Below are 24,712 nucleotides of genomic sequence, written 5' to 3'. Positions count from 1 at the left end.
GGACATCAGCTATTTCCTGATGCAGCGATACAACTGGACTCGACCGCATCAATTCAATGACGGTCTAGCGCCGGCAGTCGCAGAAGAAAAACTTAACTCGGTGTCCGGCGTGAGTTGACCACTACAATATACGGATGTAGGTGAAATCCAAACGGCCGCATCAGCGGCCGTTGGCATTCGAAACGTCGAGAGACGCGTGCTTACTTCAGCACGACCTTCACGTCGAAGTATTTCGCGGCGAGGCGGTCGATCGTGCCGTCCGCCTTCAGGTCCTTCAGCGCGCCGTTCAGCGCATCCTTCAGCGCCTTGTCGTTCTTGCGCACGCCGTAGCCGACGCCCGCGCCGAGCAGCTTCTCGTCGCTGACGGCCGGACCGGCGAACTCGAAGCCCGCGCCCTGCGGCTTCTTCAGAAAGCCCTTCGACGCCGCTTCGGCATCCTGGAACGCTGCATCCAGACGACCCGACACGAGATCCGCGTAAATCTGGTCCTGCGTCTGATACGGCACGACGTCGACGCCGGCCGGCGCCCAGCGCGCCTTCGCATAGGTTTCCTGGATCGTGCCCTGCAGCACGCCGATATGTTTGCCCTTCAGCGAAGCCGGCGTCGGCTGCAGACCGCTGCCCTTCTTCGCGATCATCTGGTTCGGGATCGTGTAGATCGGATCGGTGAAATCGATCGCCTGACGACGCTGCTCGGTGATCGTCATGTCCGAGTTGATCGCGTTGAACTTGCGCGCTTCGAGCGCCGGGATCAGGCCGTCGAACGAATTCTCGACCCACACGCATTTGGCCTTCAGCTTCGCGCACACGGCATTGCCGACGTCGATGTCGAAGCCCTGCAATTCGCCCGCCGGCGATTTCGATTCGAACGGCGCGTACGACGCCTCGACGCCGAAGCGCACTTCCTTGATCTCAGCCGCCGACGCGGTGCCTGCCGTCAGCGCCGCCGTCGCGAACAGCGCGAGCGCGGCCATGTTGGGCCAATTCATCTTCATTACGGGTGTTCCTCTACGGTATTGACTAAAACGGAGCCGGATCGGCGTGGACGGGCGTCCCGCGCCCGCCGTGCCGCGGACTCGCGCGGCCAGCGTGGCGAATGCCGGCGAAATGCCGGCGACATCCGGGTGACATCCGGGTGTCATCCCATGAAATAGCGGCGAAATCAGCCGGGCGCCACAGCCGCGACGCCCGCGATTGTACACGCTACCTGTCTAGACAAGCTTGGACAGCGTTTCGTCGGTGGTGTCGATCACCAGCAGACCGGCGCGCAGGCCGGGTTTGACGGTCGCGTTCGGAAACACGATGCGCTCTTCGCCGTGACGCACGGTGTAGCTGTACGCGCCGTCGCGCGCGAGCAGCGTGCCCTTCGGGAACGGCGTGAAGTTCGGCACGTCCGCGGCGAGCAGCAGTTCGAACGCGTCGCTTTGCTTGGTCAGTTGATCGACGACGGTGAACACGCGCGGCAGCGTGACCGGCGCGTCCGCAGGCGCATCGACTCGGGTGCCGGCCAGCAGCGCGCGCACGCCGAGGTCGGCACCCGCGAAACGCGTCAGATCGTTCTGGCCGAACGGCCGCACCTTGCCGAGTTCGAGCGTGCAGGCCGCCGCGCCGCACGTCTGCGCGGTGAAGTGCGAATACGTGTTGCCCTTGGTCGTGTGCAGCAGCACGGCGTCGATGCACGCGTCACCGAGCCATTCGAACATCGCGCGTGCAAACGGCTGGCCGGTATGCGGCAGCAGCGCGAAACGCTCGAACGCGGACGCGCGGATCGCCGTATGCATGTCGATGTGCCAGCGCGCGCCGGACGCCGCCGATGCCGCCGCGAAAAAGCGCGTCGCGTGCGCTTCGAGCGCGGACGCGCGCGGCGCTTCATGACTGTCCGGCAACTGTAGATGACGGCCGCTGAAGAGCCGGTTCAGATCGTCGTCGCGATAGCGGCAGCCGTCGCGCATCGCGTCGAGGTTGCCGAGAATCACGAGCACGCGGCACGCCAACGCGGCGCGGCCGTGCGCGATGTCGGCGACGATGCGCGACAGCAATTCGATCGGCGCGGTTTCGTCGCCATGCACGCCCGCCGACACGAGCACGCTGCGTACGCTTTCAGGCGGATGCGTAGCGACGGGCGGCTCCATCAGCAACACGCCGTCGTCGAGCCATGACCAGCGCACGCCGTTCGCGCACTCGCCTGCCGATGCCTGCGCGGCAGGCCGCGAACCGGCGAGCGTCCATGCGAGGAAGTCGTCGAGCAGCGCGTTGAGCGGCGCGTCGGGCTGCGTATCGATCAACGCATCAGGCCGCGGAGTCGGCACCGGCATCGCGTGCTCAGCGCTGGAAGTCATACAGCGAACCCAGGTCGAGAATCTGCGTGAGTTCGTCGAGCGCGGTGCGCGATTCGACCAGCAGTTGCGGATCGGTCAGATCGGTCGGCGCGAGACGGTCGCGATAGTGCTTTTCGATCCATGCATCGAGCCGGCCGAACAGCGTGTCGTTCATCCACACGCCCGGCGCGACCGCCGCGCGCTCGGCATCGTCGAGCACCACGCGCAGACGCAGACACGCGGGACCGCCGCCGTTCTTCATGCTCTCGCGCAGATCGAACACCAGCACTTCGTCGATCGGACCGCTGCGCGCGGTCAGTTCGTCCAGATACGCGGCCACGCGCGGGTTTTCACGGCACTCCTGCGGCACCACCAGCACCTGCTTGCCGTCGGGGCGCGTCAGCAGCTGGCTGTTGAACAGATACGAGGTCACCGCATCGGCGACGCTCACCTGCGCATCGGGCACTTCGATCACGTTGAAGCCCGCATGCAGATGCGCGAGCTTCGAGCGCAGTTCGTCGTACACCGCGTTCTGCTCGACGAATGCAAGCTCATGGCAGAACAGCGTGTTGCGATTGCCGACCGCGATCACGTCGTTATGGAACACGCCCGCGTCGATCACTTCCGGATTCTGCTGCGCGTACACCGTCGCCGCTTCCTGCAGCCCGTGACGATGCGCGACCGCGCGGCTCGCCTCGAAAGTCTGGCGCGCCGGATAACGCTTTGGCTCCGGCCCGCGACGATATTCGCTGCGGCCATACACGAAGAACTCGACGCCGCGCGCGTTGTACTGCTCGCAAAAGCGCGTGTGGTTCGCCGCGCCTTCGTCGCCGAGTGCCGGCGTGCCGGGCAGCGCTTCGTGCACGACGAAGCGGTCGGTGTCGCTGAACATCGCGCGCAGCGTGCGGCGCGTCGATTCATGCTCGATCGCGCGATGCAGCTTGCTGCACAGATTGGCCGGCGTGAAATGCACGCGGCCGTCGTGCGTGTCGGCCGAGGGGCTCACGGTCGCCGCGTTCGCGGTCCACATCGCCGACGCCGAACTCGCGGCCGCCAGCAACTCGGGCGCATTCTGCGCGACCCGGGCGATCACGCTCGCGTCGTCGCCGGAAAAACCGAGCTCGCGCAACAGGCGCATCGACGGACGCTCCTGCGGCGGCAGCACGCCCTGATGAAAACCGAGGTCAGCAAGCTGCTTCATCTTGCGCAGACCCTGGCGCGCCGCGGCCTTCGGATTCGCGACCGACTTCTCGTTGTTCTGCGACGCGACGTTGCCGAACGAGAGCCCCGCGTAGTTGTGGGTCGGGCCGACCAGACCGTCGAAATTGGCTTCAGTGGCTTGCATCGTCGATCCTTAGAATTGGAGGCCCGGCGAGACGCTCGCGGGCATGTTCAATTGCGCGCTCTCGACCGAGGCCATCGGGTACGCGCAGTAGTCGGCGGCATAGAACGCGCTCGGCCGATGATTGCCCGAGCGACCCGGCCCGCCGAACGGCGCGCCCGACGACGCGCCATTGGTCGGCCGGTTCCAGTTGACGATGCCCGCGCGAATGGCGCGCTGGAAGTGCGTCCACAGCGCTTCGTCGTCGGCGAGCAGGCCCGCGGAGAGGCCGAACTCGGTGTCGTTGGCCTGCTCCAGCGCCGCGTCGAAATCGCGGTAGCGAATGATCTGTGCGAGCGGGCCGAAGTGCTCTTCGTCGGGCAGGTCCTTCACGTCGGTCACGTCGAGAATCGCCGGCGTGACGAAGCCGAGTTGCGGGTCGCGCTGTTCCATCTTCAGGAGCACCTTCGCGCCGCTCGCGAGCAGACGCGTCTGCGCTTCGATCAGACGCGAGGCCGCGCGCGCCGACACCACCGCGCCCATGAACGGCTGCGGCTCCGCGTTGTATTCGCCGACGCCGATGCGCTTCGTCACTTCGGTCAGGCGTTCAAGGAAGCGCTCGCCGAACGCATCGTCGGGCACGAAGATGCGGCGCGCGCACGTGCAGCGCTGCCCCGCCGACAGAAACGCCGACTGGATGGTGTGATGCACGGCCGCGTCGAGATCCGCGACCGGGCCGATCACGAGCGGATTGTTGCCGCCCATCTCGAGCGCGAGCACGATCTCCGGCCGACCGCCGAACTGTTTGTGCAGCAATGTTCCGGTATCCGAACTACCGGTGAAGAACAAGCCGTCGATCTGCCGGTGATTCGCGAGCGCGATGCCGGTGTCCTTCTCTCCTTGCACCAGATTCAGCACGCCGGCAGGCAGGCCCGCGTCGTGCCAGATCTGCACGGTCAGCGCCGCGACGCCGGGCGCAAGTTCGGACGGCTTGAACACGACCGCGTTACCGGCGATCAGCGCCGGCACGATATGCCCGTTCGGCAGATGACCCGGGAAGTTGTACGGCCCGAACACCGCAACCACGCCATGCGGACGATGCCGCAGCACCGCGGTGCCGTCAGCCATCGCCGAGCGCTTTTCGCCGGTGCGTTCGTTGTACGACTGGATCGAGATCTCGACCTTCGCGGCCATCGACGCCGCTTCGGTACGCGCTTCCCACAGCGGCTTGCCGGTCTCGCGACCGATCGCCTCGGCGAGCGCCTCCTTGCGCTCGGTGACGAGCGCGGCGAAGCGGCGCACCACCGCGCAACGCGCGTCGAGCGTCAGTGCCGACCATGCGGCGAATGCACGGCGCGCGCTACGTACCGCGCGCTCGACGTCGTCCGCCGACGCGCTGTTGCCCTGCCACACCACCGCGCCCGTACCGGGGTTGCGCGATGCGAATACGGGTCCTGTGCCGGCGGCCCATTCGCCGTCGATGAAAAGCTCGCTCATGATCATCCTTGTTTATGTTTGCCCGGCAGCACCCGCAGCGGATCGCCTGCCTTCACGTCGAGCGCGGCCGCCTCGGCGGCGCTCAGACGGAACACACCGTCGCGCGGCACGCCTGCCACCACGCCGACGCGAAAATCGCCGAGCGACGTGTTCGATACCATCGACTTCGGTCCGTCCTGCGACGCCGGCTCCGCTGCTTCGCCGATCTCGGCGGCCACCAGCACGCTCTCGCGCACGGTGCGCAAATCGGCGATATGGCATTCGAGCACCGGACCCGCATCGAAGATGTCGACGTGATTCTCGTAGCGCAGCCCCTCCGCCTCGAGCATGCGGCGCGCCGGAATCGTGTCGTTATGCGTAAGGCCGACGCAGCGCTGCGCCTCTTCCGGCAGCAGCTCGACGTAGACCGGATAACGCGGCATCAGCTCGGCGAGAAACGCCTTGCGGCCATGCGAGCTGAGGTAGTCGGCCGCGTTGAAATCGATCTGATAGAAGTGCGAACCGACCGCGCGCCAGAACGGCGACGTGCCCTGCTCGTCGAAATGGCCGCGCAACTCCGCGCACAGACGCTGCGGAAAACGCTCGCGGAACTGCGCGAGAAACATGAAGCGCGAGCGCGACAGCAGGCCGCCCACACCACTCGTGCGATACCGCGGGCTCAGGAACAGCGAGCACACTTCCGCGTAACCGGTGAGGTCGTGCGAAATATTCAGCGCGTGCATGCGCGTCCAGATGCCGAGGTCCTGGCTCGCGTGCACGACCGTGCTCACGCGATAGTTGTAGAACGGCTGCTGCAAACCGACTGCGGTTTCGATCCCGCACACGCCGGCGACGTCGCCGGTCGCGGTGTCTTCCATCACGAAGAAGTAGCCGGCCTCGTGCGGCTCGGCCTTGTCTTCCATCGTGCGACGCGCGCGTTCGACCCGCGCCGCGAGCGCATCGCGGTCCGGCTTGAAGGTGGTCAGGCCCGGCCCGGTTTCCTGCGCGAGCCGCATCAGCGCATCCACATCGCCTCGTTGTACTACGCGAACGACGATCATTGCGCGTCTCCCGATTGTTCATGCTGCGGCTGATGCAGCGGCACGCAACGCACCGCATCGCCGGCCTGGACGCCGAGCGCGGCACGCGCCGCCGACGACAACGCCGCACCAGCCTCCTTGCCCGGCGCGAGATCGCCGAGCACACAACGGAACTCGCCATCGGCGCCGTTGTGCGCGATCAGATACGTGTCGCCGTGACTCGCCGACGCCTCGCGCACCACGCGCGTTTCATTGCACTTCACGCTGACGCTGCGGTCCATCTGCGCGGTCAGCACCGGACCCGCGTCGAAAATATCGACGTAGCGGTCGGTCTCGAAGCCTTCCTCGAGATGAATCTCGTACGCGAGCAGCGCGTTCGCATCCGGCTCGCCGAGCACGCGCTGCGCCGCTTCGGGCAGCAGCGGCACATACACCGGATAGGTCGGCATCACCTCGGCGATGAAGGTGCGGCTGCGACCGCCCGATTCGACCTCGATATCGGCGAAATTGCGACCGAAGAACTTGCGCCCCACCGCTTCCCAGAACGGCGACACGCCGTTTTCATCGGTGACGCCGAGCAGCAGCGAGAACACCTCGGGCGTAAAGCGCTTGCGGTTCGCGGCGATGTACATCATCCGTGCGCGCGACATCAGTTGCGCGGCCGCGTCGCCACGCAGCGACGGATCGATGTAGTAGCCCGCGAGCCGGCTCTTGCCGGTCAGCTCGTGCGACATCGTCAACGCGTGAATCTTGCGATTCACGTGCAGCTCGCGCGACGCATGAATCAGCGCGTCGTTGCGAAACACGTAGAACGGGTCCGCGTAACCGGCCGCCGCGACGATGCTCGCAGTGCCCATCAGCTTGCCGGTCTGCGAGTCTTCGAGCACGAACAGATAGAACTCCTCGCCCGGAAAATCGACCTCCGAGCGGAACGAGTCTTCCGACAACGCGACGCGCGCCTCAAGCGCGCGCCGGTCATGCGGCAGGGAATGCAGCACCGGTTGCGCGGTGCGCGCCATATGCTCGAGCGCATCGAGATCGGCAAGGCGGCCTGGACGTACGAAGAGCATCATCGTTCCTGTTGAATGTGACGCATGATTCGCTGCATGCGCGAGTGCGCTTGCGCGTTGGACTGCGCGTGGGACTGCATCGACATCAGTGCGAAGCCGCCTGTGCCGCGCCGACCAGTTCGCCGAACGCCTTCTCCAGACGCGCGAAGCCTTCGGCCATGTCGTCGAGCGGCATGATCAGCGACGGCACGAAACGCAGCACGTCCGGGCCCGCCATCAGCATGATCACGCCATGCTGGCCGGCCGCGGTGACGAAGTCCTTCGCGCGGCCCTTGAACGCGTCGTTCAGTTCGGCACCGATTAGCAGACCCTTGCCGCGCACTTCGGTGAAGAGGCCGAAGCGCTCGTTGAGCTTCGCGAGATGACCCTTCAGCGCTTCGCCGCGCGTGCGCACGCCTTCGAGCAGCTTCGGATCGCTGACGAGCTCGACCACTTTTTCGGCGATCGCCGAACCGAGCGGATTACCGCCGTACGTGGTGCCGTGCACGCCGACCTTGAAATGCGCGGCCAGTTCGTTGGTGGTCAGCATCGCGCCGATCGGGAAGCCGTTGCCGAGCGCCTTCGCGGTGGTCAGGATGTCCGGCGTGACGCCCGTGTGCTGGTACGCGTAGAAGTAGCCGCTGCGGCCCACGCCGGTTTGCACTTCGTCGAAAATCAGCAGCGTGCCGTGCTGGTCGCAGGCCTCGCGCAGCGCTTTCAGGAACGCCGGATCGGCCGGGATCACGCCGCCCTCGCCCTGGATCGGCTCGACGATCACCGCGCAGGTCTGCGCGCCGATCGCTTTCTTCGCCGCTTCGATGTCGTTGTACGGCAGATGCGTGATGCCGGCCGGCACCGGGCCGAAGCCTTCCGAATACTTCGGCTGACCGCCGACGCTGACGGTGAACAGCGTGCGGCCGTGGAACGACTGCGTGAAGGAAATGATTTCAGCCTTGTCCGCGCCGAAACGGTCGAACGCGACGCGACGCGCGAGCTTCAGCGCGGCTTCGTTCGCTTCGGCGCCCGAGTTCGCGAAGAACGCGCGGTCGGCGAACGTGAGGTTTTCGAGGCGCTTCGCGAGACGCAGCACCGGCTCGTTGGTGTAGCCATTGCCGATGTGCCACAGCTTGCTACCCTGCTCGTGCAGCACCTTCAGCAGTTCGGGATGCGCATGACCGAGCGCGGTGACGGCGATGCCGCCGGCGAAGTCGACATAATCGCGGCCTTGCGTGTCCCACACGCGCGAGCCGACGCCGCGATCCGGCACGAAGGCGGCGGGGGAAAACACCGGCACCATGACTTCGTCGAAGGTCTGGCGTGTCACAGTCAGGTCGTTCATGGCAAATCCTCGTTTCGGGTGACAGGTAATACAGCTAGTGTAGGAAACCGCGCGCGATCCGTCTTGCGCATACGCGACGCTTTCTATGGGGTTCCGCGCGGCCTCGAAGGCCCCGCCCGCGCTCAGTCTTCTTCGGGGCGCTCAATCAGCGCGGCCGGCCGCGGCTCGCTCGCGCCGCCGTGCGCGCCGGTCTGGCGGTCGATCCAGTTGCGGCGATCCTCGCGCGGCGTGACGCCGAAACGCTCGCGATAAGCGTTCGAAAAGTGCGCGGCCGACGAAAATCCGCACGCGAGGCTGATCTGCACGACCGACTTGCTGGTGCGCTGCAATTGCGTGCGCGCCTTCGAGAGCCGCAGCCCCAGATAGTACTTGGACGGCATCGAGCCGAGATACTGACGGAACAGGCGTTCCAGCTGCCGGCGCGACACGCCGACGAGGCCGGCGATTTCGTCACTGGTCAGCGGGTCTTCGATGTTCGCTTCCATCAGCAGCAGCGCATCGTTCAGGCGCGGATGACGCTCGCCGGGCGCGGTCACGAACGGAATGCGCTGGCGTTCCTCGCCCGCGCGCAACACGCCGACGCCGAGCGTATCGGCGATGCGCTCCGCGAGCTCGGGGCCGTGCTCGCGGCCGATCATCGCGAGCATGAAGTCGACGGTCGCCTGACCGCCCGCGCAGGTTGCGCGATCGCGGTCGATTTCGAAGATCTGCTGGGTAACGATGGTGCGTTCGAACTGTTCGGAGAACTGCTGATACGTCTCCCAGTTCACGCTCACGCGGTAGCCGGACAACTGCCCCGCCATCGCGAGCCACCACACGCCGTGGTGGATGCCGGTGACGAGCGGCGTGCGCTGGCCAACGCGCGCGAGACTCGCGAGAAACAGGCGATAGTCGGCGAACTGCTGGAAGCGCTCGCTGACGATGATCAGCCAGTCGCACGCGATCGCGTCGCCGAACGCGGCATCGGCCGGCCATTGCGCGCCGCCCGCGAGCGGCACCGCGCGGCCGTCCCACGAACACACCTGCACACGGTACAGCGCGCGGCCGTCGATTTCGTTGGCGAGATTCAGTGCATCGACGATCGGCCCGACGCCCGACATCGACACAGGCGGCAACGCGACGATCGCGACCTGCGTCGTGCGGGCGGGGCTGGACGTGCGGGCCATCGCTGGCGAGGCTCGGGAGGCGAAGCTAACGCGCGGATGAACCGCGCGTTACTTCAGGCTGCCGGACAGGAACTGCTTGAGGCGTTCGCTGCGCGGCGCGGTGAGCACCTCGGCGGGATTGCCCTCTTCCTCGGTGCGGCCCTGGTGCAGGAACATCACGTGGTTCGACACGTTGCGCGCGAAACCCATTTCGTGCGTGACGACGATCATCGTGCGGCCTTCCTCGGCGAGCTTCTGCATCACCTTCAGCACTTCGCCGACGAGTTCCGGGTCGAGCGCGGAAGTCGGCTCGTCGAACAGCATCACGTCCGGGTTCATCGCCAACGCGCGCGCAATCGCGACACGCTGCTGCTGGCCGCCCGACAGATGCGACGGATACTGCTTCTCCAGACGCGGCGCGAGGCCGACTTTCTCCAGATACTCGCGCGCGCGGTCCTCGGCTTCCTTGCGCTTCAGACCGAGCACATGAATCGGCGCTTCGATGATGTTCTCGAGCACGTTCATATGCGCCCACAGGTTGAAGTGCTGGAACACCATCGCGAGCTTGGTGCGGATGCGCTGCAACTGCTTGTGATCGGCGACTTCGAGATTGCCCGCGCGATCGGATTTCGTCTTCACCGCTTCGCCGTCGACGATGATCTGCCCGGCGTTCGGCCGCTCGAGGAAATTAATGCAACGCAGGAAGGTGCTCTTGCCCGAGCCGCTCGCGCCGATGATGCTGATCACGTCGCCCTTGTTCGCGTTCAGCGACACGCCCTTGAGCACTTCGTTGTCGCCGTAGCGCTTGTGGATGTCCTGTACGGCGAGCTTGCAAGCTTCGGTTTGAGTCGTATGGAGCAAGATGCTCTCCCTGTGAAAATACGGATCGATCTATGCGGATGCCGCCGCGCCGACGCGGCCGGCATCCGATGCCAGGGCGTCAACGCGCGCCCGCTTTGCACCTGGTTCGCACTCAGTGCGTGCGCACCGCCAGATGCGCGAGCCAGCGACGCTCGGCGCGCCGGAACAGCGCCACCAGCGCGAACGACACCACGAGGTAAATCAGCGCCGCGAGTCCGAACGCATTGAACGACTGATAGGTCGCCGAGTTCGCGTCGCGCGCGACCTTCAGGATGTCGGGCACGGTGGCCGTGAACGCCACCGTGGTCGCGTGCAGCATCAGGATCACTTCGTTACTGTACAACGGCAACGCCCGACGCAGCGCGGACGGTATCACAATGCGCCGGTACATCGTGAACCAGCTCATCCCATACGCACGCGCGGCTTCGACTTCGCCGTGCGAGGTCGAGCGGATCGCGCCCGCGAAAATCTCGGTGGTGTACGCGCAGGTGTTCAGCGCGAACGCGAGGATCGCGCAGTTGAAGCCGCTGCGGAAAAACGCATCGAGCAGACTGTGCGAGCGCACGAACGCGAGACTGTACATGCCGGTGTAGATCAGCAGCAGCTGCACGTAAAGCGGCGTGCCGCGAAACACGTAGGTGTAGAGACGCACCGGCGTGGACAGCCAGCGCTTCCTCGACACGCGCGCCACCGCGAGCGGCACCGCGCAGACGAAACCGATCGCAATCGATGCCACCAGCAGCCACAGCGTGACCGCGAGACCCGAGATGCGCTGACCGTCCCAGAACAGGTACGCCTTCCAGAACTGATTGAGGATGTCGATCATGGCGCTCAGAGCTCCGCGTGGCGTACGCCGATCGAATAGCGGCGGTTCAGCCAGATCAGCACGAGGTTCGATACGGTGGTGATCGCCAGATAGATCAGCGCGGCGACCAGGATGAAGAAAAACATGTTGAAGGTGCTCTTGCCCGCGTCCTGCGCGGCCTTGACGACGTCCGCCAGACCGATGATCGACACCAGCGCGGTTGCCTTGACCAGCACCTGCCAGTTGTTGCCGATGCCCGGCAGCGCGAAGCGCATCATCTGCGGAAACAGAATGCGCGTGAACACGCGCACACCGCTCATTCCGTACGCGCTGCCCGCCTCGAGCTGGCCGCGCGGCACCGCGAGGAACGCGCCGCGGAAGGTTTCGGTGAAATACGCGCCGTAGATGAAGCCGAGCGTCAGCACGCCGGCCACGAACGGATCGATGTCGAACTGCTGCCAGCCGAACGCGTCGGTGAGATCGTTGACCGCGATCTGGATGCTGTAGAACAGCAGCAGCATCAGCACGAGATCGGGCACCGAGCGGATCAGCGTCGTATAGCCGGTTGCGATGGCCCGCAGCGGGCGGTTGAGCGACAGTTTCGCCGCCGCGCCCGCGAGGCCGAGCAACACGGCGGCCGCCAGCGACAGAACGGACAGTTCGATCGTCTGGAGCGTGCCGGCGAGCAGCACGGGACCAAAGCCGTATAGGAACACGCGTGTCTCCATCCAGGTTTTGTTGAAATCGCGGATGGCGGCGGCATGGGCCTGCCCGCTACTCCGGCATGGCGCGGAGTCTCGCAAGCGAAAATCAATTTCTCAAATACAGGGCGCGTGCTTTGCTGCAACGCAGCAAAAGCCCTTTTCCGATGATGACGGGCCCGTAACGCTTGGTTTAACAAGAGTTATCGTTTTGTCAGGTACGACGCCCACGCGCGGCCGTGCCGCGATTTCGCAAGTTTGGGGTCGCTTTTTCGATATATCGCGGGACGGCTGTGGCGCCGCCCGCCTGCCCTCGTGTCCGCCCGCCTGCCGGCTAGTGCCCGCGGATCACGTCCGAGCGCGAGGTCGTGTACACCCGCTGGTTCTGATCGAAGTGCACGTTGAAGAAGCCTTCCCCAGTCACGCCGCCTTCGCGCCACTTCCAGCTCCACACCGTTTCCGGCTTGAGCGGAAACACCGCGATCTCACCGGGCTTGCCGAGCAGGCGACGCACTTCGTCCTCGCTCATGCCGAGGCGGATCTTCGCGAAGTTCTCCGCGGTCAGCACCTGGGTGATCGCCTGCAGCTTGCCGTCGCGATCGATGTCGACCATATACGTATTCAGACCTTGCGGACCGCGCGGATATTCGAAGCGCTTCGAGCCGTCGGTGAAGGTGCGTTCGGTTTCGGGCTTGCCCATTTGCGCGCGGATCTGCGCCTCGGTGGTGAGGCCCGGCGTCATGTCCTTGAGCAATAGCGCGTCCGGTTTGACGGTGTTGAAGAAGTCTTTGAGTTTTTGCACGGCCTGATCGCCTTGTTGCTGGTCGCAGCCGGTCAGCGCGAAGCACGCTGCCAGCACCGCGACACCGAGCGGTTTGAAACTCACGGCATGTCCTGTCCGGATGCGCGCTGCGCTGTCGATGCAATGCCTGCGCGCATGGCCGGTCTGTGGTGGGGTGTCGCAAGCATAACCGCGCGTCGGCAAAATCGCGAGCAAGGTGAAAAACGAGGGACGAGAAGCGCAAGACGACAGACGCGAGCGCCGCGCCACATCGCAGAGACGGCCGAAAACGGGAAAGTCAAATGCAAGGAGGCCCCAGGCCGCCAGAAGCAAAAAGGCGACGCAGTACCACTGCGTCGCCAGCTCGGTCGACAGGTTCGACCGGAAATGACAGCGGCTTCGTCGCCGCCTTGCGCGAAGCACCGTGGACGACGCGCAGCGGTCTGCGCCGACGCGACGATGAGCCACCTTGGCCGCTCACCTTGCGCCATCGTCGGAATGACAAACCGCTGCCGTGTATGGTCGCCCTGGTCCCTCGATAAGCCTTCCTGATGGCGCTTAATCTAACCGTATTGGCGGCTTTAGACGAGAGCGCGTTTACACCGAATCGGCAGATGATTCGCGCCCCCAGCCACGCCGTTCAGATCACCCGGAAGCCATGCGTGCCATCGCGCGCGAGTTGCGCGACGAGCCCATGCTCCCACTCCAGATACGCGCTCATCGCTTCGCGCGCATTGTCGGTGCCTTCGTAGGGCCGCTGATAACGATCGATCCGCGGCGACGCCATACGCGCGCCGCCCGCCTCGACCGGCAACCCCGCGTCGATCCACGCGACCGTGCCACCGCGCAGCACCTGCACCGGCCGCCCGGTCGCCGCCGCGAGTTCCGGCGCGACGAAGCGCGCGAGCACCGCGCTGCTGCACGTCACCACGTAACGCTTCGCATCGGGCAGCATCCGCAGCGCGTCGTCGAGCTGGCTGCGGATCACGAACCACGCGCCCGGCACATGCCGCTTCAGATAGTTCGTGCTGCTCGTGAAATCGAGCACCACGGTACCCGGCGCCTGCAGCAACGCGGCGAGCTCGGCCGGCGCGATGTCGTCGACGTCGGGCGGCACGACCGCGTGACGCGCGGGCGGCGTCATCCCCTTCTCGGCGAAATCGGCGGACGTCAGACCGTCGACCACGTACACCTCGACGTTCATCTGCGCGAGCCACGACGCGGTCATGTTCGCACGCACGCCGTCGCTGTCCGCGAGAATCACGCGCGCGCCGCGCACCGGGACAAACTGATCCGTTTCCTGCACCAACTGTCCGCCCGGTGCGCTACGAAAACCGGGCACGTGGCCCGCTTCGTATTCCTCGGGCGTGCGCACGTCGAAGCGATACACGGTGCGGACCTCTTCGTCGGCCCAGCGACGCGCTTCGTCGCGCGAGGTGCGGCGCACGCGCGCACGATCGGCGACCGCACGCGCGCCGTCGGCGGTGGCACGGCGCAGGGTATCGTCGAGCGTGCCTTCGGCGCGCCGCGCGCTGCCATGCGCGAGCGGCTGACCGGCGAGCGTCCAGCCCATCGTGCCGTTGCGCAGCGCGGCGACCGGATTCGGCACGCCCGCGTTGATCAGCGACTGCGCGCCGATGATGCTGCGCGTGCGCCCCGCGCAATTGACGATGATTCGCGTGGCCGGATCCGGCGCGAGCTGCCGCGCGCGCAGCACCAGTTCCGCGCCCGGCACGTTGATGCTGCCAGGAATGTTCATGGTCTGAAACTCGTCGAAGCGGCGCGCGTCGAGCACGACGACGTCGGCCTCGCGATCGAACAACGCCTGCACCTCGTGCGCGGACAGCGACGGCGTATGCCGCACGCTCTCGACCAGTTCGCCGAACGCCTTGCTCGGCACGTTGACGTCGCTGAACAGCTCGCCGCCCGCTTCGCGCCAGCCGTGCAGGCCGCCTTCGAGCAACGCGACATCGGTATAGCCGAGTTCGGCGAGACGTTCGGCCGCGCGCCACGCGAGGCCCTCGCCGGCATCGAACACGACGAGCGGTACGCCCGGGCGCGGCAGCCGCAGCGGCGCATCGAGTTCGAGCCGCGACAGCGGCAGATTGGCGGCAAACAACGGATGACTGCGGGCGTGCGGCGCTTCCTCGCGCACGTCGAGAAGCGCGATCTCCGCGCGGTCGAGCAACGCGTGACACACCTCTTCGAATGATCGGGTACGAAACTCTTTGACGACATTCATAGGATCGGGAACTCCTTCGCAACATTCCAGATATCCGGCGACACACCCGGTCACCGTACCGATGATTCAACCGTACACTCGAATGCGGATCGGCGCACGGTCACTCAGTGGATTGCTTATATGCGCGCGGCGTCAATGCCAAGCCGTGGCGCGCAAACACGCGTGTCGATCGCAATGGAGGCGCAATTTTCGCGCCACGTGGGGCGGGTCAGCGGCTCAGGCCATTGGCGCCGGCAACGCCACAGCGGCAGCCGCGGACCTCGGCAGCACCAGGCAACATGCGGCAACACCGCGACACGCCGACACCCACCACACCAACCCTTCGGCCGATGTGGACATCGCCGCGCCGCCAGCAGAAAAATGCCGCCTTTGCCACAATGCCCCATCGCGCGAAAGCGCCGCCAACCGCAATCAACAGACAATGATCCCCTTCTCGGTCCTCGATCTTTCGCCGGTCGCCTCGGGCGCCACGCCGGCCGACGCCTTCAGGAACACGCTATCGCTCGCGCAGCACGTGGAAAAGCTCGATTACAAGCGCTACTGGCTCGCCGAGCATCACAACATGCCGGGCATCGCGAGCGCGGCGACCTCGGTCGTGATCGGCTATGTGGCCGGCGGCACGAAGACGATTCGGGTTGGCTCCGGCGGCATCATGCTGCCGAACCATGCGCCGCTCGTGATCGCCGAGCAGTTCGGCACGCTCGCGTCGCTGTATCCGGGGCGGATCGATCTCGGCCTCGGCCGCGCGCCCGGTACCGATCAGACCACCGCCCGCGCGCTGCGCCGCGATCTGCACGCGAGCGCCGAAACCTTCCCGGACGACGTCGTCGAGTTGCAGCGCTATTTCGCCGATCCGGTCGAAGGTCAACGGATTCGCGCGGTGCCGGGCGCGGGTCTGCACGTGCCGCTGTGGCTGCTCGGCTCGTCGATGTACAGCGCGCAGCTGGCCGCGGCGCTCGGCCTGCCGTTCGCGTTCGCGTCGCACTTCGCGCCCGATTACATGCTGAGCGCGCTGCAGGTGTATCGCGCGCAGTTCCGGCCGTCGGCGACGCTGGAGAAGCCCTACGCGATGGTCGGCGTGAATCTGTTCGCGGCCGATACCAACGAGGAAGCCGCGCGCCTGTTCACATCGCTACAGCAGCAGTTCATCAAGCTGCGGCGCGGCACGCCGGGGCAGTTGCAGCCGCCGGTCGAGCAGCTCGACGCGTCGGAGATGGAGCTGAACAATGTCTCGCGCTCGCTCGCCTGCACGGCGCTCGGCGATCGCGACGCGGTTCGCGAAGCGCTGCTGTCGATCATCGAGCAAACCGGCGCGAACGAACTGATGCTGACCGCGCAGATTTACGATCACGCGGCGCGGCTGCGTTCGTTCGAAATCGGCGCGGAGATTCGGGACGAGTTGAACAACGGGAAATAAGCGGCGGATAGAGTAAGAACAGGTCGGGCGCGCTACCGTCGCATTTCTGTCGCAATTCGATTGCGCGGTGCTTCGAGGATCGGAGCGGCGACTGTCCCGCAGGCTGACGACGGACTCCCCGCCTCCGCGCCCATCAGCCGTCCGTCGACACGGTGATCGCCTCCCACGCATCGAATTCCGCGTTCAATGCCGACAACTTGTCTCGAACGAGCCCGAGCGCGTCGCTGCCGAGCAGAAGATGCGCGGGCGGATGATCCGCGGCGATGGCGGCCAGCATCGCGCGCGCCGCTTTGCTCGGATCGCCCAGTTGCCTGCCGCTTTTTTCTTCGCGGGCCTCGCGGACGGGATTGAACATGTCGTCGTAGTCCGCGATCGAGCGCGGGGTCCGCATCATCGAACGACCTGCCCAGTCGGTGCGAAACGAGCCCGGCGCCACCGCCGTCACGGCAATACCGAAGGGCTTGACCTCCTTGCCGAGCGCCTCGGAGATGCCCTCCAGCGCAAACTTGCTCCCGCAGTAATAGGCGATCCCCGGCATCGTGATGTAGCCGCCCATCGACGTGATATTCAGAATATGGCCGCGACGGCGCTCGCGCATGGAGGGCAGCACGGCCTTCATCATCGCGACCGCGCCAAATACGTTCACATCGAACTGTCGACGCATTTCCGCAAGCGGCGATTCCTCCATGATGCCCTCGTGCCCGTAGCCGGCATTGTTGACCAGCACATCGATGGGGCCAACGCTCGCCTCGATGTCCGCCACGACGCCGTCGATCGAGTCGAAGTCCGTCACGTCGAGCACACATCCCCAGGCCGCCCCCGGGGACAAGGACTCGAATTCCCGCTTTGCGTCGGCACTTCTCACCGTACCGACGACCTTATGCCCTACCGCCAGCGCTTCCTGTGCGAGCGCGCGACCAAAGCCGCTGCTGACGCCGGTGATGAGCAGAGTTTTGCTGGATGCCATTGAAGCTTCTCCCGAATGTCGATTGGAGAGTGCATACTAGTCTGACGATCCATGCAAAATAAGCCGAATTCCGCTGATTTTCTTGCCTAAAACTATGAGCACGATACGCGCTTCGAGCCAGCAATCCGATCTGCCCTCGCGCAGCCAGAAGCGCATGGTTGCGTTGCTGCGCGCGTTGGCGCCCGACGAGGGCTACAACCTGACCGCACTACCGAGCGTGCGCATCCTGCGATCGAACCGGGCGCTATCGCGCACGCCCGTTCTGTACGACCCCGGTATCGTGATCGTCTGTCAGGGCCGCAAGCGAGGTTATTTCGGCGACCAGCTCTATCTGTACGACGAGCGTCACTACCTGGCCGTATCCGTGCCGGTGCCATTTAGTATGGAGACCGATGCAACCGAGGAGCGCCCGCTACTCGCGCTGTATCTGCACCTCGATTTCGCGTTGGCCGCCGAACTGGCGGAACGGATCGACCTCGAAGGCGAGGAAGCGCGCGCATCCGCCCCGCAAAGCATGATGTCGACGCCGATGGACGACGCGATGCAGGCGTCCGTGCTGCGTTTTCTGGAGGCGATGAGTCGGCCGCTCGAAGCTGCCGTGTTGGGCACCGGGCTGCTGCGTGAACTGTATTTCCGCGTGCTCACTGGCGCCCAGGGAAGCTCGTTGCGCGAGGCGTTGACGATGCGAGGACAGTTCGGCCAGATCGGTCGCTCGCTGCGCCTGATTCATGCAAGCTATGCGCAGCCCCTCGACGTCAGGCAACTGGCCGACGAAGCGGGAATGAGCCTGCCGAGTTTTCACAGCCACTTCAAGGCCATTACGCAGGTGTCGCCGATGCAATACGTGAAGTCGACGCGCCTTCATCAGGCACGCCTGTTGATGGTGCGCAACGAGCTGACCGCGGAGGCGGCGGGACACGCTGTGGGTTACGCGAGTCCGTCCCAGTTCAGCCGGGAATTCAGGCGTCTGTTTGGCTTGACGCCGGCGGCGGAGGCGAGGCGTATGCGCGAGGGCTTTGCGATTCCGGCGGCATTTGCCGATGCGGTTTATGTGTCGTCGCATTGAATCGTATGCGCGGAACAGGTGAAATAATCCTCTGCGGACTTTTCTCAGGTGCCTGTGTCGCTCTTACTATGACGCCCGGTCCGGACATGTTGCTAATAGCGTCCCGAAGCGTTAGCCAGGGACGATCTGCCGGCTTCGCATCGCTTGCCGGAATTCTGGTAGGAACCTATTGCCACGCCATGGCAGCAGCGTTTGGCCTGGCCCGGCTGTTTCTCTCCGTTCCCATTGCCTACGATGTAGTCCGGTTCGCTGGCGCGACCTACCTGCTCTATCTCGCATGGAAGACTCTTGGCGCGTCCCCAACCCCGACTGCGCCGTCCGGGTGTGAAGCGCGGTTTCCCGTTCGAAAGATTTTTAGGCAGGGGCGGCTAACTAACCTGCTCAATCCGAAGATGGCCTTGTTCGTCCTCGCACTGTTCCCGCAATTTGTGCGTCCTCAAGACGGGGCAGTGGCCTTCCAGATCTTGACGCTCGCGACAGTGCTCAACTTCATCGGTTTAATCGTGAACGGTGTCGTCATTCTTTCCGCAAGTCGACTTAGCCAGCGGTGGGCTGGCCGACGCCGTCACTCTCGGACACCTCAATATCTGCTTGCGTCGGCTTTCGCCGGATTGGCAGCGAGACTTGCTTTCGCGAGCCGTCATTGAGCACCAGAAGGTAAGGCGCTCTTCGTTGCAGTGTCCAAGGCGACAATTGTCGCCGATCCAGGCGGCTTAAGTGAATGTCCCTGGATGGCCGAGCCATGACGCTCGAAACCGGTTCGACGCCCATTCCGATCGCCCCGGTAGGAGTGTCTGCCGGCCAGTGCTTGCCCCCACTGAAAAAAGCACCTCCTTTCACGGCGTAGACCGTAGCCTCACACCCGCAACAGACACATGCGAAGTGCCACCGTGCTCGCACGCAAATCGCCCTTAAAACCGATGCCGCAACCCAAGCGCCAACAGCAATTGCGATTTCGCGCCCTGCCCGGCCGGCCCAATCAGGTTGAGCGCGGCGGTCGTGGCGTCGCCCGCCGCGCGCTGATACACCGTAGAAAAATGCACGTCGGTGCGTTTGGACAGGAAATACGCGGCGCCGAAATTAAGCTGGTGCCACCGGGGTTTCGTACCGTTCGCGTAGGCATTGGCGCCCGTGCCCGTGTAGCCCGAGCCATCGGTGAAGATATACGCGAGTCCGACCAGAAACGCCGGCGTGATCTGATATCTGCCGTTCAACTCGTAGTTGTCGACGCGGATATCGCGGCCGTTCGCATAGTCGAGCCGCGCGTCGGAATACACGAAATTGACGCTCAACGCATCCCACGTGTACCCCGAGCCCACAGTGAAAACCTGCTGTCGGGTCACGAAGCCGACGTTGTAGAAGATGTTGCTCGGGCCGCTGTATTCGTCGCCGATTGCGCCGCCCGGATTGGTGGACGCCGCCAGACCCGCCGATGGATTGTTCACCAGCAGAAAGCTCGACGCGAACCGCAAGGGCCCGTCGCTATAGCGCACGCCGAGCGCCCACGCGCGGTTGTTGGCGAAGCCTGCGCCATTGGGGCCGCTCGCCTGGTTGCTGAACGCGTACAAGCCGCCTAATTGCAGGCCCGGCAGCGGCGACACCTGATATTTGACCGAATTGTTGAGCCGGAACGTCTGAAACGAATTGTCGACGTCGCCGACATGTGCGCCGTAGATACTGCCGAACTGCGTCCACGACAGCAGCGGCGCTACGTAGTCGAACGTGTAGTCATACTGACGACCTAGCGTCAGCGAGCCGTAGCGGCTGTCGGACAGACCGACGAATGCCTGCCGGCCGAACATCCGCCCGCCCATCGCAAACGCGCCGGTCGTGCCGCTAAAGCCGTTTTCCAGCGTAAAAATCGCGCTGAGGCCGTTGCCCAGATTTTCGGTGCCGGTCAACCCCCAACGGTCTCCACTGCCAAAACCGGTGGCGGCCGATGTGCGGCTCTTGCCCACCGCATGCGGTCCGCTCGCGACCGAGTTCACATACGCGATGCCGTTATCGATAATTCCGTATAACGTCACCGAGTTCTGCGCATGAGCGACAGGTGCGGCGAGAGCACAGGAAATCGAAGCTGCGAGAAGTGTCTTTTTCATATAGTTATCCTGATTATTATGTTTCCAGATTCAGAGAATCCGGCTACTGCGGTAACGACTGCAAGCAGACTCAGCTCGTTTGAACGGGCTCCGGAGCTGGAGCCCGCGTCACTACCCGCCTACTCTTCGAGCGGGAGATTCGCCAGCGTTTCGCGCCGCATCGGCGGCCGCAAAACCATGCGCAGCACGACGATGCCGGCCACCAGCACGCATGCGGCCAGTTCGTTGCCGGCGCTCAGGCTGCCGGTCTGCACCTTGAGCCAGCCGCTCAGCGTCGCGCTTAGAAAGCCGCCGATCGAGCCAAGCGTCGCCATGATCGCAATACCATGACGAGCGGCGTGCTCCGACAGATAGGTCGTGGGTGTGGTCCAGAACAGACTGAGCGCGGTAAAGATGCCCGCCGAGCCGATGCACAGCAGCGCGACCGTGGCCGGTGTGTTGCCGCCCGCGTAGCGCAGCGACAGGAACGCGACGACCGTCAGCAACGCGCCGGCCGTGATGTGCCAGAAGCGCTCCAGCCGATGATCCGAGCTACGCGACATCAGATACGCACCAAGCGCGCTGACGATCGCAATCAGGCTGCTATAGACGCCGATTTCGAGCGGCGTCGCAACACCGGCCTCGCGCAACAACGTCGGCGTCCACGTTCCGAAGATATTCAGGCACCAGAAGATCGCGAAGTACACGAACGCGTAGCCATACACGCGCGGGTCCATCGCGACGTCGCGAAAGCTCGCGTTGCGATGCGCGGTGTTGCCGACGCTGCGGCGAATATCATCCTCGATGAATCGTGCTTCCTGCTCGCTGAGCCAGCGCGCCTGCCTGGGACCGTCCGTGAGCCACCACCAGGCCATCACCCCCAGTACGACCGCCGGCGCGCCCTCGAGCAGGAACAGCCACTGCCAACCTTCCAGCGTGCCGGTACGGCCGAAACGCTGCAGGATCCAGCCCGCCAGAGGGCCGCCGATAATCCCCGCGAGCGTCGGGCTAATCTCGAACAGACTCATCATCTGTCCGCGCAGCCGCTGCGGAAACCAGTAGGTCAGATAGAGAATCACGCAAGGCGCGAAGGCGGCCTCGCTCGCGCCGATCAGAAAGCGCACCAGATAGAACTCGCGTTGCGAACTCGCGAACGCGAGCACGATCGTGCACAGCCCCCAGATCGTCATGATCGTCGCCATCGTGCGACGTGCGCCGATCCAGCCGACCAGCTTCATGCCGGGGATCACGAAAGCGGTGTAACCGAGGAACAGCATGCCGGCCGCGAGTCCGTAATCCGCCTCGGTCAGATGCAGGCTTTGCAGAAACTGCAGCTTCGCAAAGCTGATATTGACGCGATCGACAAAGTTCACCACGTAGCAGATGAACAAAAACGGAATCAGTCGCCACGCGACGCGCCGATAAATAGGGGAAGCGCTGGCTGAAAGGCCGGCTGATGTCATGTCGTCTCCTGAATCTTCTGTTCTGTGATGCCGCATCCGTACCGGCGGCTCTTTGCGGAGCAGGATACGACGCCGCGCTTTCCATAACCAAGTTAAGCAACTGCGCGTGCGCCGCTTCCCCTATGCCTCCCCTACACCTCCCGCCGCGCGTCGCCGCCACGACGCTGCCGCTATACTGGTGCCCAGCTTGAACTGGCGAGGCCTGAAACGCTATGTCGCATTCCCACACCCTTCCGCCTACGTCCGATTTCAAGGCACCGAAAGACATCGACGATTTCCTCGTATTGCGTCTGCGCCGTGTCGCGGTCACCGCCGCCGAGGGCCCTGCCTATATGTACGAGCACACGCTCGGCATCGGCCGGCGCGACGTCCGGATACTCGGCACGATCCGGCGTAATCCGAACCTCTCGCTCAAAGCACTCAGCGAGCAATTGAACATCAGCGCGGTGCTCGTCAGCCGCTATATCTCCGAACTCAGCGCGCGCAATCTCGTGAGGAAAACCCGTAGCCCCGACGACACGCGGCTCGCGGTACTCGCCTTGACACCGGCCGGGGAAGCGATCTACGCGCAAGGTCTGCAGCTGGGCTGCGATTTCAATCGCGATCTTGCCGCCTGCCTGAACGATGAAGAAGCGAAGCTGCTCGACGTGCTGCTGCGCAGGATCGAGGAACGGGCCGCGGGTTTGTCCGAGCAACAGAAAGAGCGTTTCATGTCGAACCGAAAATGCTGAACTTGGTTAAGGTTTTGCGCATCTCCTACCATCGGATCTTTCAGACAACCGCTTCAACAAGCGTTCCGATCGATGGCTGCGAAAAACCTGCTGTTCATCATGTGCGACCAGTTACGCCGTGATCACCTTGGCTGCTATGGCCACCCCTATCTGCGCACCCGCAACATCGACGCCCTGGCCGCGCGCGGCGTGCGCTTCGACAACGCGTTCGTGTCCTCGGGCGTATGCGGTCCGTCGCGCATGTCCTATTACACGGGCCGCACGATGTCGAGCCACGGCGCGACATGGAACCGCGTACCGCTGAACATCGGCGAAGTCACACTCGGGGAATATCTCGCGCGCAGCGGACGGCGCCTCGCGTTGGCGGGCAAGACGCACGTCATCACGGACAGTCAGGGCATCGAGCGGATGGAGCTTGCCGAGCGTAATGGCGCGCTCGCTGCGCGCCTACGGACCGGCCACTTCTTCGAGCTCGACCGCTACGACGGGCATCACGAACCCGGCGCCGAGTCGGGCTACCCGGCCTACCTGCGCGCGCACGGCTACGATAGCGCGCAGCCGTGGACCGACTTCGTCATCAGTGTCGAAGACGACATGCGACAGATCCATTCGGGCTGGAAAATGCGCAACGTGCATTGGCCTGCGCGGGTTGCCGAAGCGCACTCCGAAACCGCTTACATGACCGACCAGGCGATTCGCCATATCGAGCAGCAAGGCGACGCGCCGTGGGCACTGCATCTGTCCTATGTGAAACCGCACTGGCCGTATGTCGCGCCGAAGCCCTATCACAACCTCTATTCGCTCGACCAATGCATGCCGTTGCAACGAACTCGCGACGAACTCATCGACCAGCATCCGGTGCTGCGCGCGTATCGCGAACTGGAAGAATGCGCGAATTTCGCCCGCCAGGAAGTATCGGATCGCGTGCGGCCGGTCTACCAGGGTTTGATCCAACAGCTAGACGATCATCTCGGGCGGCTCTTCGAGACGCTGGAGCGTCTCGGGCGCTTCGACGACACGCTGATCGTCTTTTGCGCCGATCACGGCGATTTTCTCGGCGACCATTGGCTCGGCGAGAAGGAACAGTTCTATGACACGGTGCAGCGCGTGCCGATGATCGTCTACGATCCGTCGCCGCAAGCCGATGCGACTCGCGGCAGTTGCGAGCAGCGCTTCATGTCGAACATCGACATCGTGCCGACCGCCCTCGACGCGCTCGGGCTACCCATCTGCGAGGAGCGCATCGAAGGCCGCTCGCTGCTGCCGCTGATTCGCGGCGAACACGTGCCGGACTGGCGCGAGTTCGTCGTTTCCGAACTCGACTACAGTTTCCGCGGCGCGCGTCTCATGCTCGGACGGCAGCCGCAGACGTGTCGGGCGTGGATGGTACGCGACACTCGCTGGAAGTACGTGCATTGGCTCGGCTATCGTCCACAATTGTTCGACCTGCTGAACGATCCCGACGAATATGTCGATCTGGGCGAAGACGCGCAGTACGAAGCCATCCGGCAGACGATGCATCGAAAGCTCGGAGACTGGGCAGCCGGCGCAAAGCAGCGCGTGACGTGCACCGATGAGCAGGTCGAGCTTTCGACAGCGAACCATAAGTCCAAAGGTGTGTTCTTTGGAGAATGGTAGGAACCGGCTCTCGACGTCAGGCAACGGACAGGCGAAGCGAGGATGAGCCTGCCGAGTTTCCACAGCCGCTTCAAGGTCGTTACGCAGGTGTCGGCGATGCAATATGTTAAGTCGAGGCGCCTTCATCAGATTGGAGAAAGGCGTTTGTCGACCCAGAGTGTGTGAAAACGCATTGATCGCCTAAACTGAATCAACGCACTGAGACCGGGTGACTCATGAAGCGATTCGTTGAAGGCGAAGACCGCAAGCAGGTCGCACTACTTCCCGAATGCGT

21 protein-coding genes and 1 pseudogene are annotated in these 24,712 nt (G+C 64.4%); 6 read left to right on the top strand and 16 right to left on the bottom strand.

Annotation, left to right across the window (positions count from 1 at the left end):
- Positions 1–200 precede the first annotated feature (200 nt).
- The 13 genes from HHL14_RS31995 to HHL14_RS31935 all read right to left on the bottom strand — a co-directional run bounded on the left by HHL14_RS31995 (position 201) and on the right by HHL14_RS31935 (position 15,078).
- On the bottom strand, positions 201–995 hold the full coding sequence (locus HHL14_RS31995; RefSeq protein ID WP_169501607.1) for an ABC transporter substrate-binding protein: 795 nt from the start codon (positions 993–995) through the stop codon (positions 201–203).
- Positions 996–1,211: 216 nt separating this feature from the next.
- A complete protein-coding gene (gene astE / locus HHL14_RS31990; RefSeq protein ID WP_407945323.1) occupies positions 1,212–2,339 on the bottom strand; it encodes a succinylglutamate desuccinylase in 1,128 nt (375 codons plus the stop codon).
- Positions 2,323–3,663, bottom strand: coding sequence for an N-succinylarginine dihydrolase (gene astB, locus HHL14_RS31985; protein ID WP_169501606.1), 1,341 nt, complete (start codon positions 3,661–3,663; stop codon positions 2,323–2,325). The genes astE and astB overlap by 17 nt, the downstream gene beginning before the upstream one ends.
- A gap of 9 nt (positions 3,664–3,672) precedes the next feature.
- Entirely contained in the window at positions 3,673–5,136 is a 1,464-nt protein-coding gene (astD, locus tag HHL14_RS31980) for a succinylglutamate-semialdehyde dehydrogenase (protein WP_169501605.1), read from the bottom strand.
- A 2-nt stretch (positions 5,137–5,138) separates the two neighbouring features.
- Complete coding sequence (astA, locus tag HHL14_RS31975) at positions 5,139–6,176, bottom strand: arginine N-succinyltransferase (RefSeq protein WP_169501604.1); 1,038 nt, start codon at positions 6,174–6,176, stop codon at positions 5,139–5,141.
- On the bottom strand, positions 6,173–7,225 hold the full coding sequence (gene aruF / locus HHL14_RS31970) for an arginine/ornithine succinyltransferase subunit alpha (protein ID WP_169501608.1): 1,053 nt from the start codon (positions 7,223–7,225) through the stop codon (positions 6,173–6,175). Before aruF ends, astA begins: the two co-directional genes overlap by 4 nt.
- Positions 7,226–7,310: 85 nt before the next feature.
- Positions 7,311–8,543, bottom strand: coding sequence for an aspartate aminotransferase family protein (locus tag HHL14_RS31965; protein ID WP_169501603.1), 1,233 nt, complete (start codon positions 8,541–8,543; stop codon positions 7,311–7,313).
- A gap of 122 nt (positions 8,544–8,665) precedes the next feature.
- Positions 8,666–9,709 (bottom strand): GlxA family transcriptional regulator, encoded by a 1,044-nt coding sequence (locus tag HHL14_RS31960; protein ID WP_169501602.1) that lies wholly within the window; start codon positions 9,707–9,709, stop codon positions 8,666–8,668.
- Positions 9,710–9,757: 48 nt separating this feature from the next.
- Entirely contained in the window at positions 9,758–10,549 is a 792-nt protein-coding gene (locus HHL14_RS31955) for an ABC transporter ATP-binding protein (protein ID WP_169501601.1), read from the bottom strand.
- 112 nt (positions 10,550–10,661) lie between these two features.
- A complete protein-coding gene (locus HHL14_RS31950; protein ID WP_169501600.1) occupies positions 10,662–11,375 on the bottom strand; it encodes an ABC transporter permease in 714 nt (237 codons plus the stop codon).
- Between the two features lie 5 nt (positions 11,376–11,380).
- A complete protein-coding gene (locus tag HHL14_RS31945) occupies positions 11,381–12,070 on the bottom strand; it encodes an ABC transporter permease (RefSeq protein WP_169501599.1) in 690 nt (229 codons plus the stop codon).
- A gap of 319 nt (positions 12,071–12,389) precedes the next feature.
- Complete coding sequence (locus tag HHL14_RS31940; protein WP_169501598.1) at positions 12,390–12,941, bottom strand: hypothetical protein; 552 nt, start codon at positions 12,939–12,941, stop codon at positions 12,390–12,392.
- 535 nt (positions 12,942–13,476) lie between these two features.
- Entirely contained in the window at positions 13,477–15,078 is a 1,602-nt protein-coding gene (locus tag HHL14_RS31935; protein ID WP_169501597.1) for a rhodanese homology domain-containing protein, read from the bottom strand.
- 421 nt (positions 15,079–15,499) lie between these two features.
- Here HHL14_RS31935 and HHL14_RS31930 point away from each other — a divergent pair, with 421 nt between their 5' ends.
- Positions 15,500–16,495 carry an LLM class flavin-dependent oxidoreductase gene (locus tag HHL14_RS31930; RefSeq protein ID WP_169501596.1) on the top strand — a complete coding sequence of 332 codons (996 nt, stop codon included), beginning with the start codon at positions 15,500–15,502 and terminating at the stop codon, positions 16,493–16,495.
- Between the two features lie 133 nt (positions 16,496–16,628).
- Here HHL14_RS31930 and HHL14_RS31925 read toward each other — a convergent pair whose 3' ends face one another.
- Positions 16,629–17,462 carry an oxidoreductase gene (locus HHL14_RS31925; RefSeq protein WP_169501595.1) on the bottom strand — a complete coding sequence of 278 codons (834 nt, stop codon included), beginning with the start codon at positions 17,460–17,462 and terminating at the stop codon, positions 16,629–16,631.
- Between the two features lie 94 nt (positions 17,463–17,556).
- On the opposite strand from HHL14_RS31925, the gene HHL14_RS31920 reads away from it, so the two are divergent.
- Positions 17,557–18,528 carry an AraC family transcriptional regulator gene (locus tag HHL14_RS31920; protein ID WP_169501594.1) on the top strand — a complete coding sequence of 324 codons (972 nt, stop codon included), beginning with the start codon at positions 17,557–17,559 and terminating at the stop codon, positions 18,526–18,528.
- 5 nt (positions 18,529–18,533) lie between these two features.
- Positions 18,534–19,175, top strand: coding sequence for a LysE family translocator (locus HHL14_RS31915; protein ID WP_169501593.1), 642 nt, complete (start codon positions 18,534–18,536; stop codon positions 19,173–19,175).
- Positions 19,176–19,439: 264 nt separating this feature from the next.
- On the opposite strand, the gene HHL14_RS31910 is transcribed toward HHL14_RS31915, so the two are convergent.
- Complete coding sequence (locus HHL14_RS31910) at positions 19,440–20,627, bottom strand: porin (protein WP_169501592.1); 1,188 nt, start codon at positions 20,625–20,627, stop codon at positions 19,440–19,442.
- Between the two features lie 119 nt (positions 20,628–20,746).
- The gene (locus HHL14_RS31905) at positions 20,747–22,069 is read right to left on the bottom strand and encodes an MFS transporter (protein ID WP_169501591.1); all 1,323 of its coding nucleotides are present in this window, start codon (positions 22,067–22,069) and stop codon (positions 20,747–20,749) included.
- Positions 22,070–22,281: 212 nt separating this feature from the next.
- On the opposite strand from HHL14_RS31905, the gene HHL14_RS31900 reads away from it, so the two are divergent.
- The 3 genes and pseudogenes from HHL14_RS31900 to HHL14_RS34040 all read left to right on the top strand — a co-directional run.
- Positions 22,282–22,800 (top strand): MarR family winged helix-turn-helix transcriptional regulator, encoded by a 519-nt coding sequence (locus HHL14_RS31900; RefSeq protein WP_169501590.1) that lies wholly within the window; start codon positions 22,282–22,284, stop codon positions 22,798–22,800.
- 72 nt (positions 22,801–22,872) lie between these two features.
- Positions 22,873–24,438: a sulfatase-like hydrolase/transferase gene (locus HHL14_RS31895; protein ID WP_169501589.1), complete on the top strand. Its 1,566-nt coding sequence runs from the start codon at positions 22,873–22,875 to the stop codon at positions 24,436–24,438.
- Positions 24,439–24,447: 9 nt separating this feature from the next.
- Positions 24,448–24,567 (top strand): annotated as a pseudogene (locus tag HHL14_RS34040) (AraC family transcriptional regulator); the annotation flags it as partial.
- Positions 24,568–24,712 lie beyond the last annotated feature (145 nt).

The sequence above is a fragment of the Paraburkholderia antibiotica genome (genome assembly GCF_012927125.1).
Classification (GTDB): Bacteria; Pseudomonadota; Gammaproteobacteria; order Burkholderiales; family Burkholderiaceae; genus Paraburkholderia; species Paraburkholderia antibiotica.
Note: the sequence above shows the minus strand (reverse complement) of the source record. Positions and strands in the feature narration are given on the sequence as shown.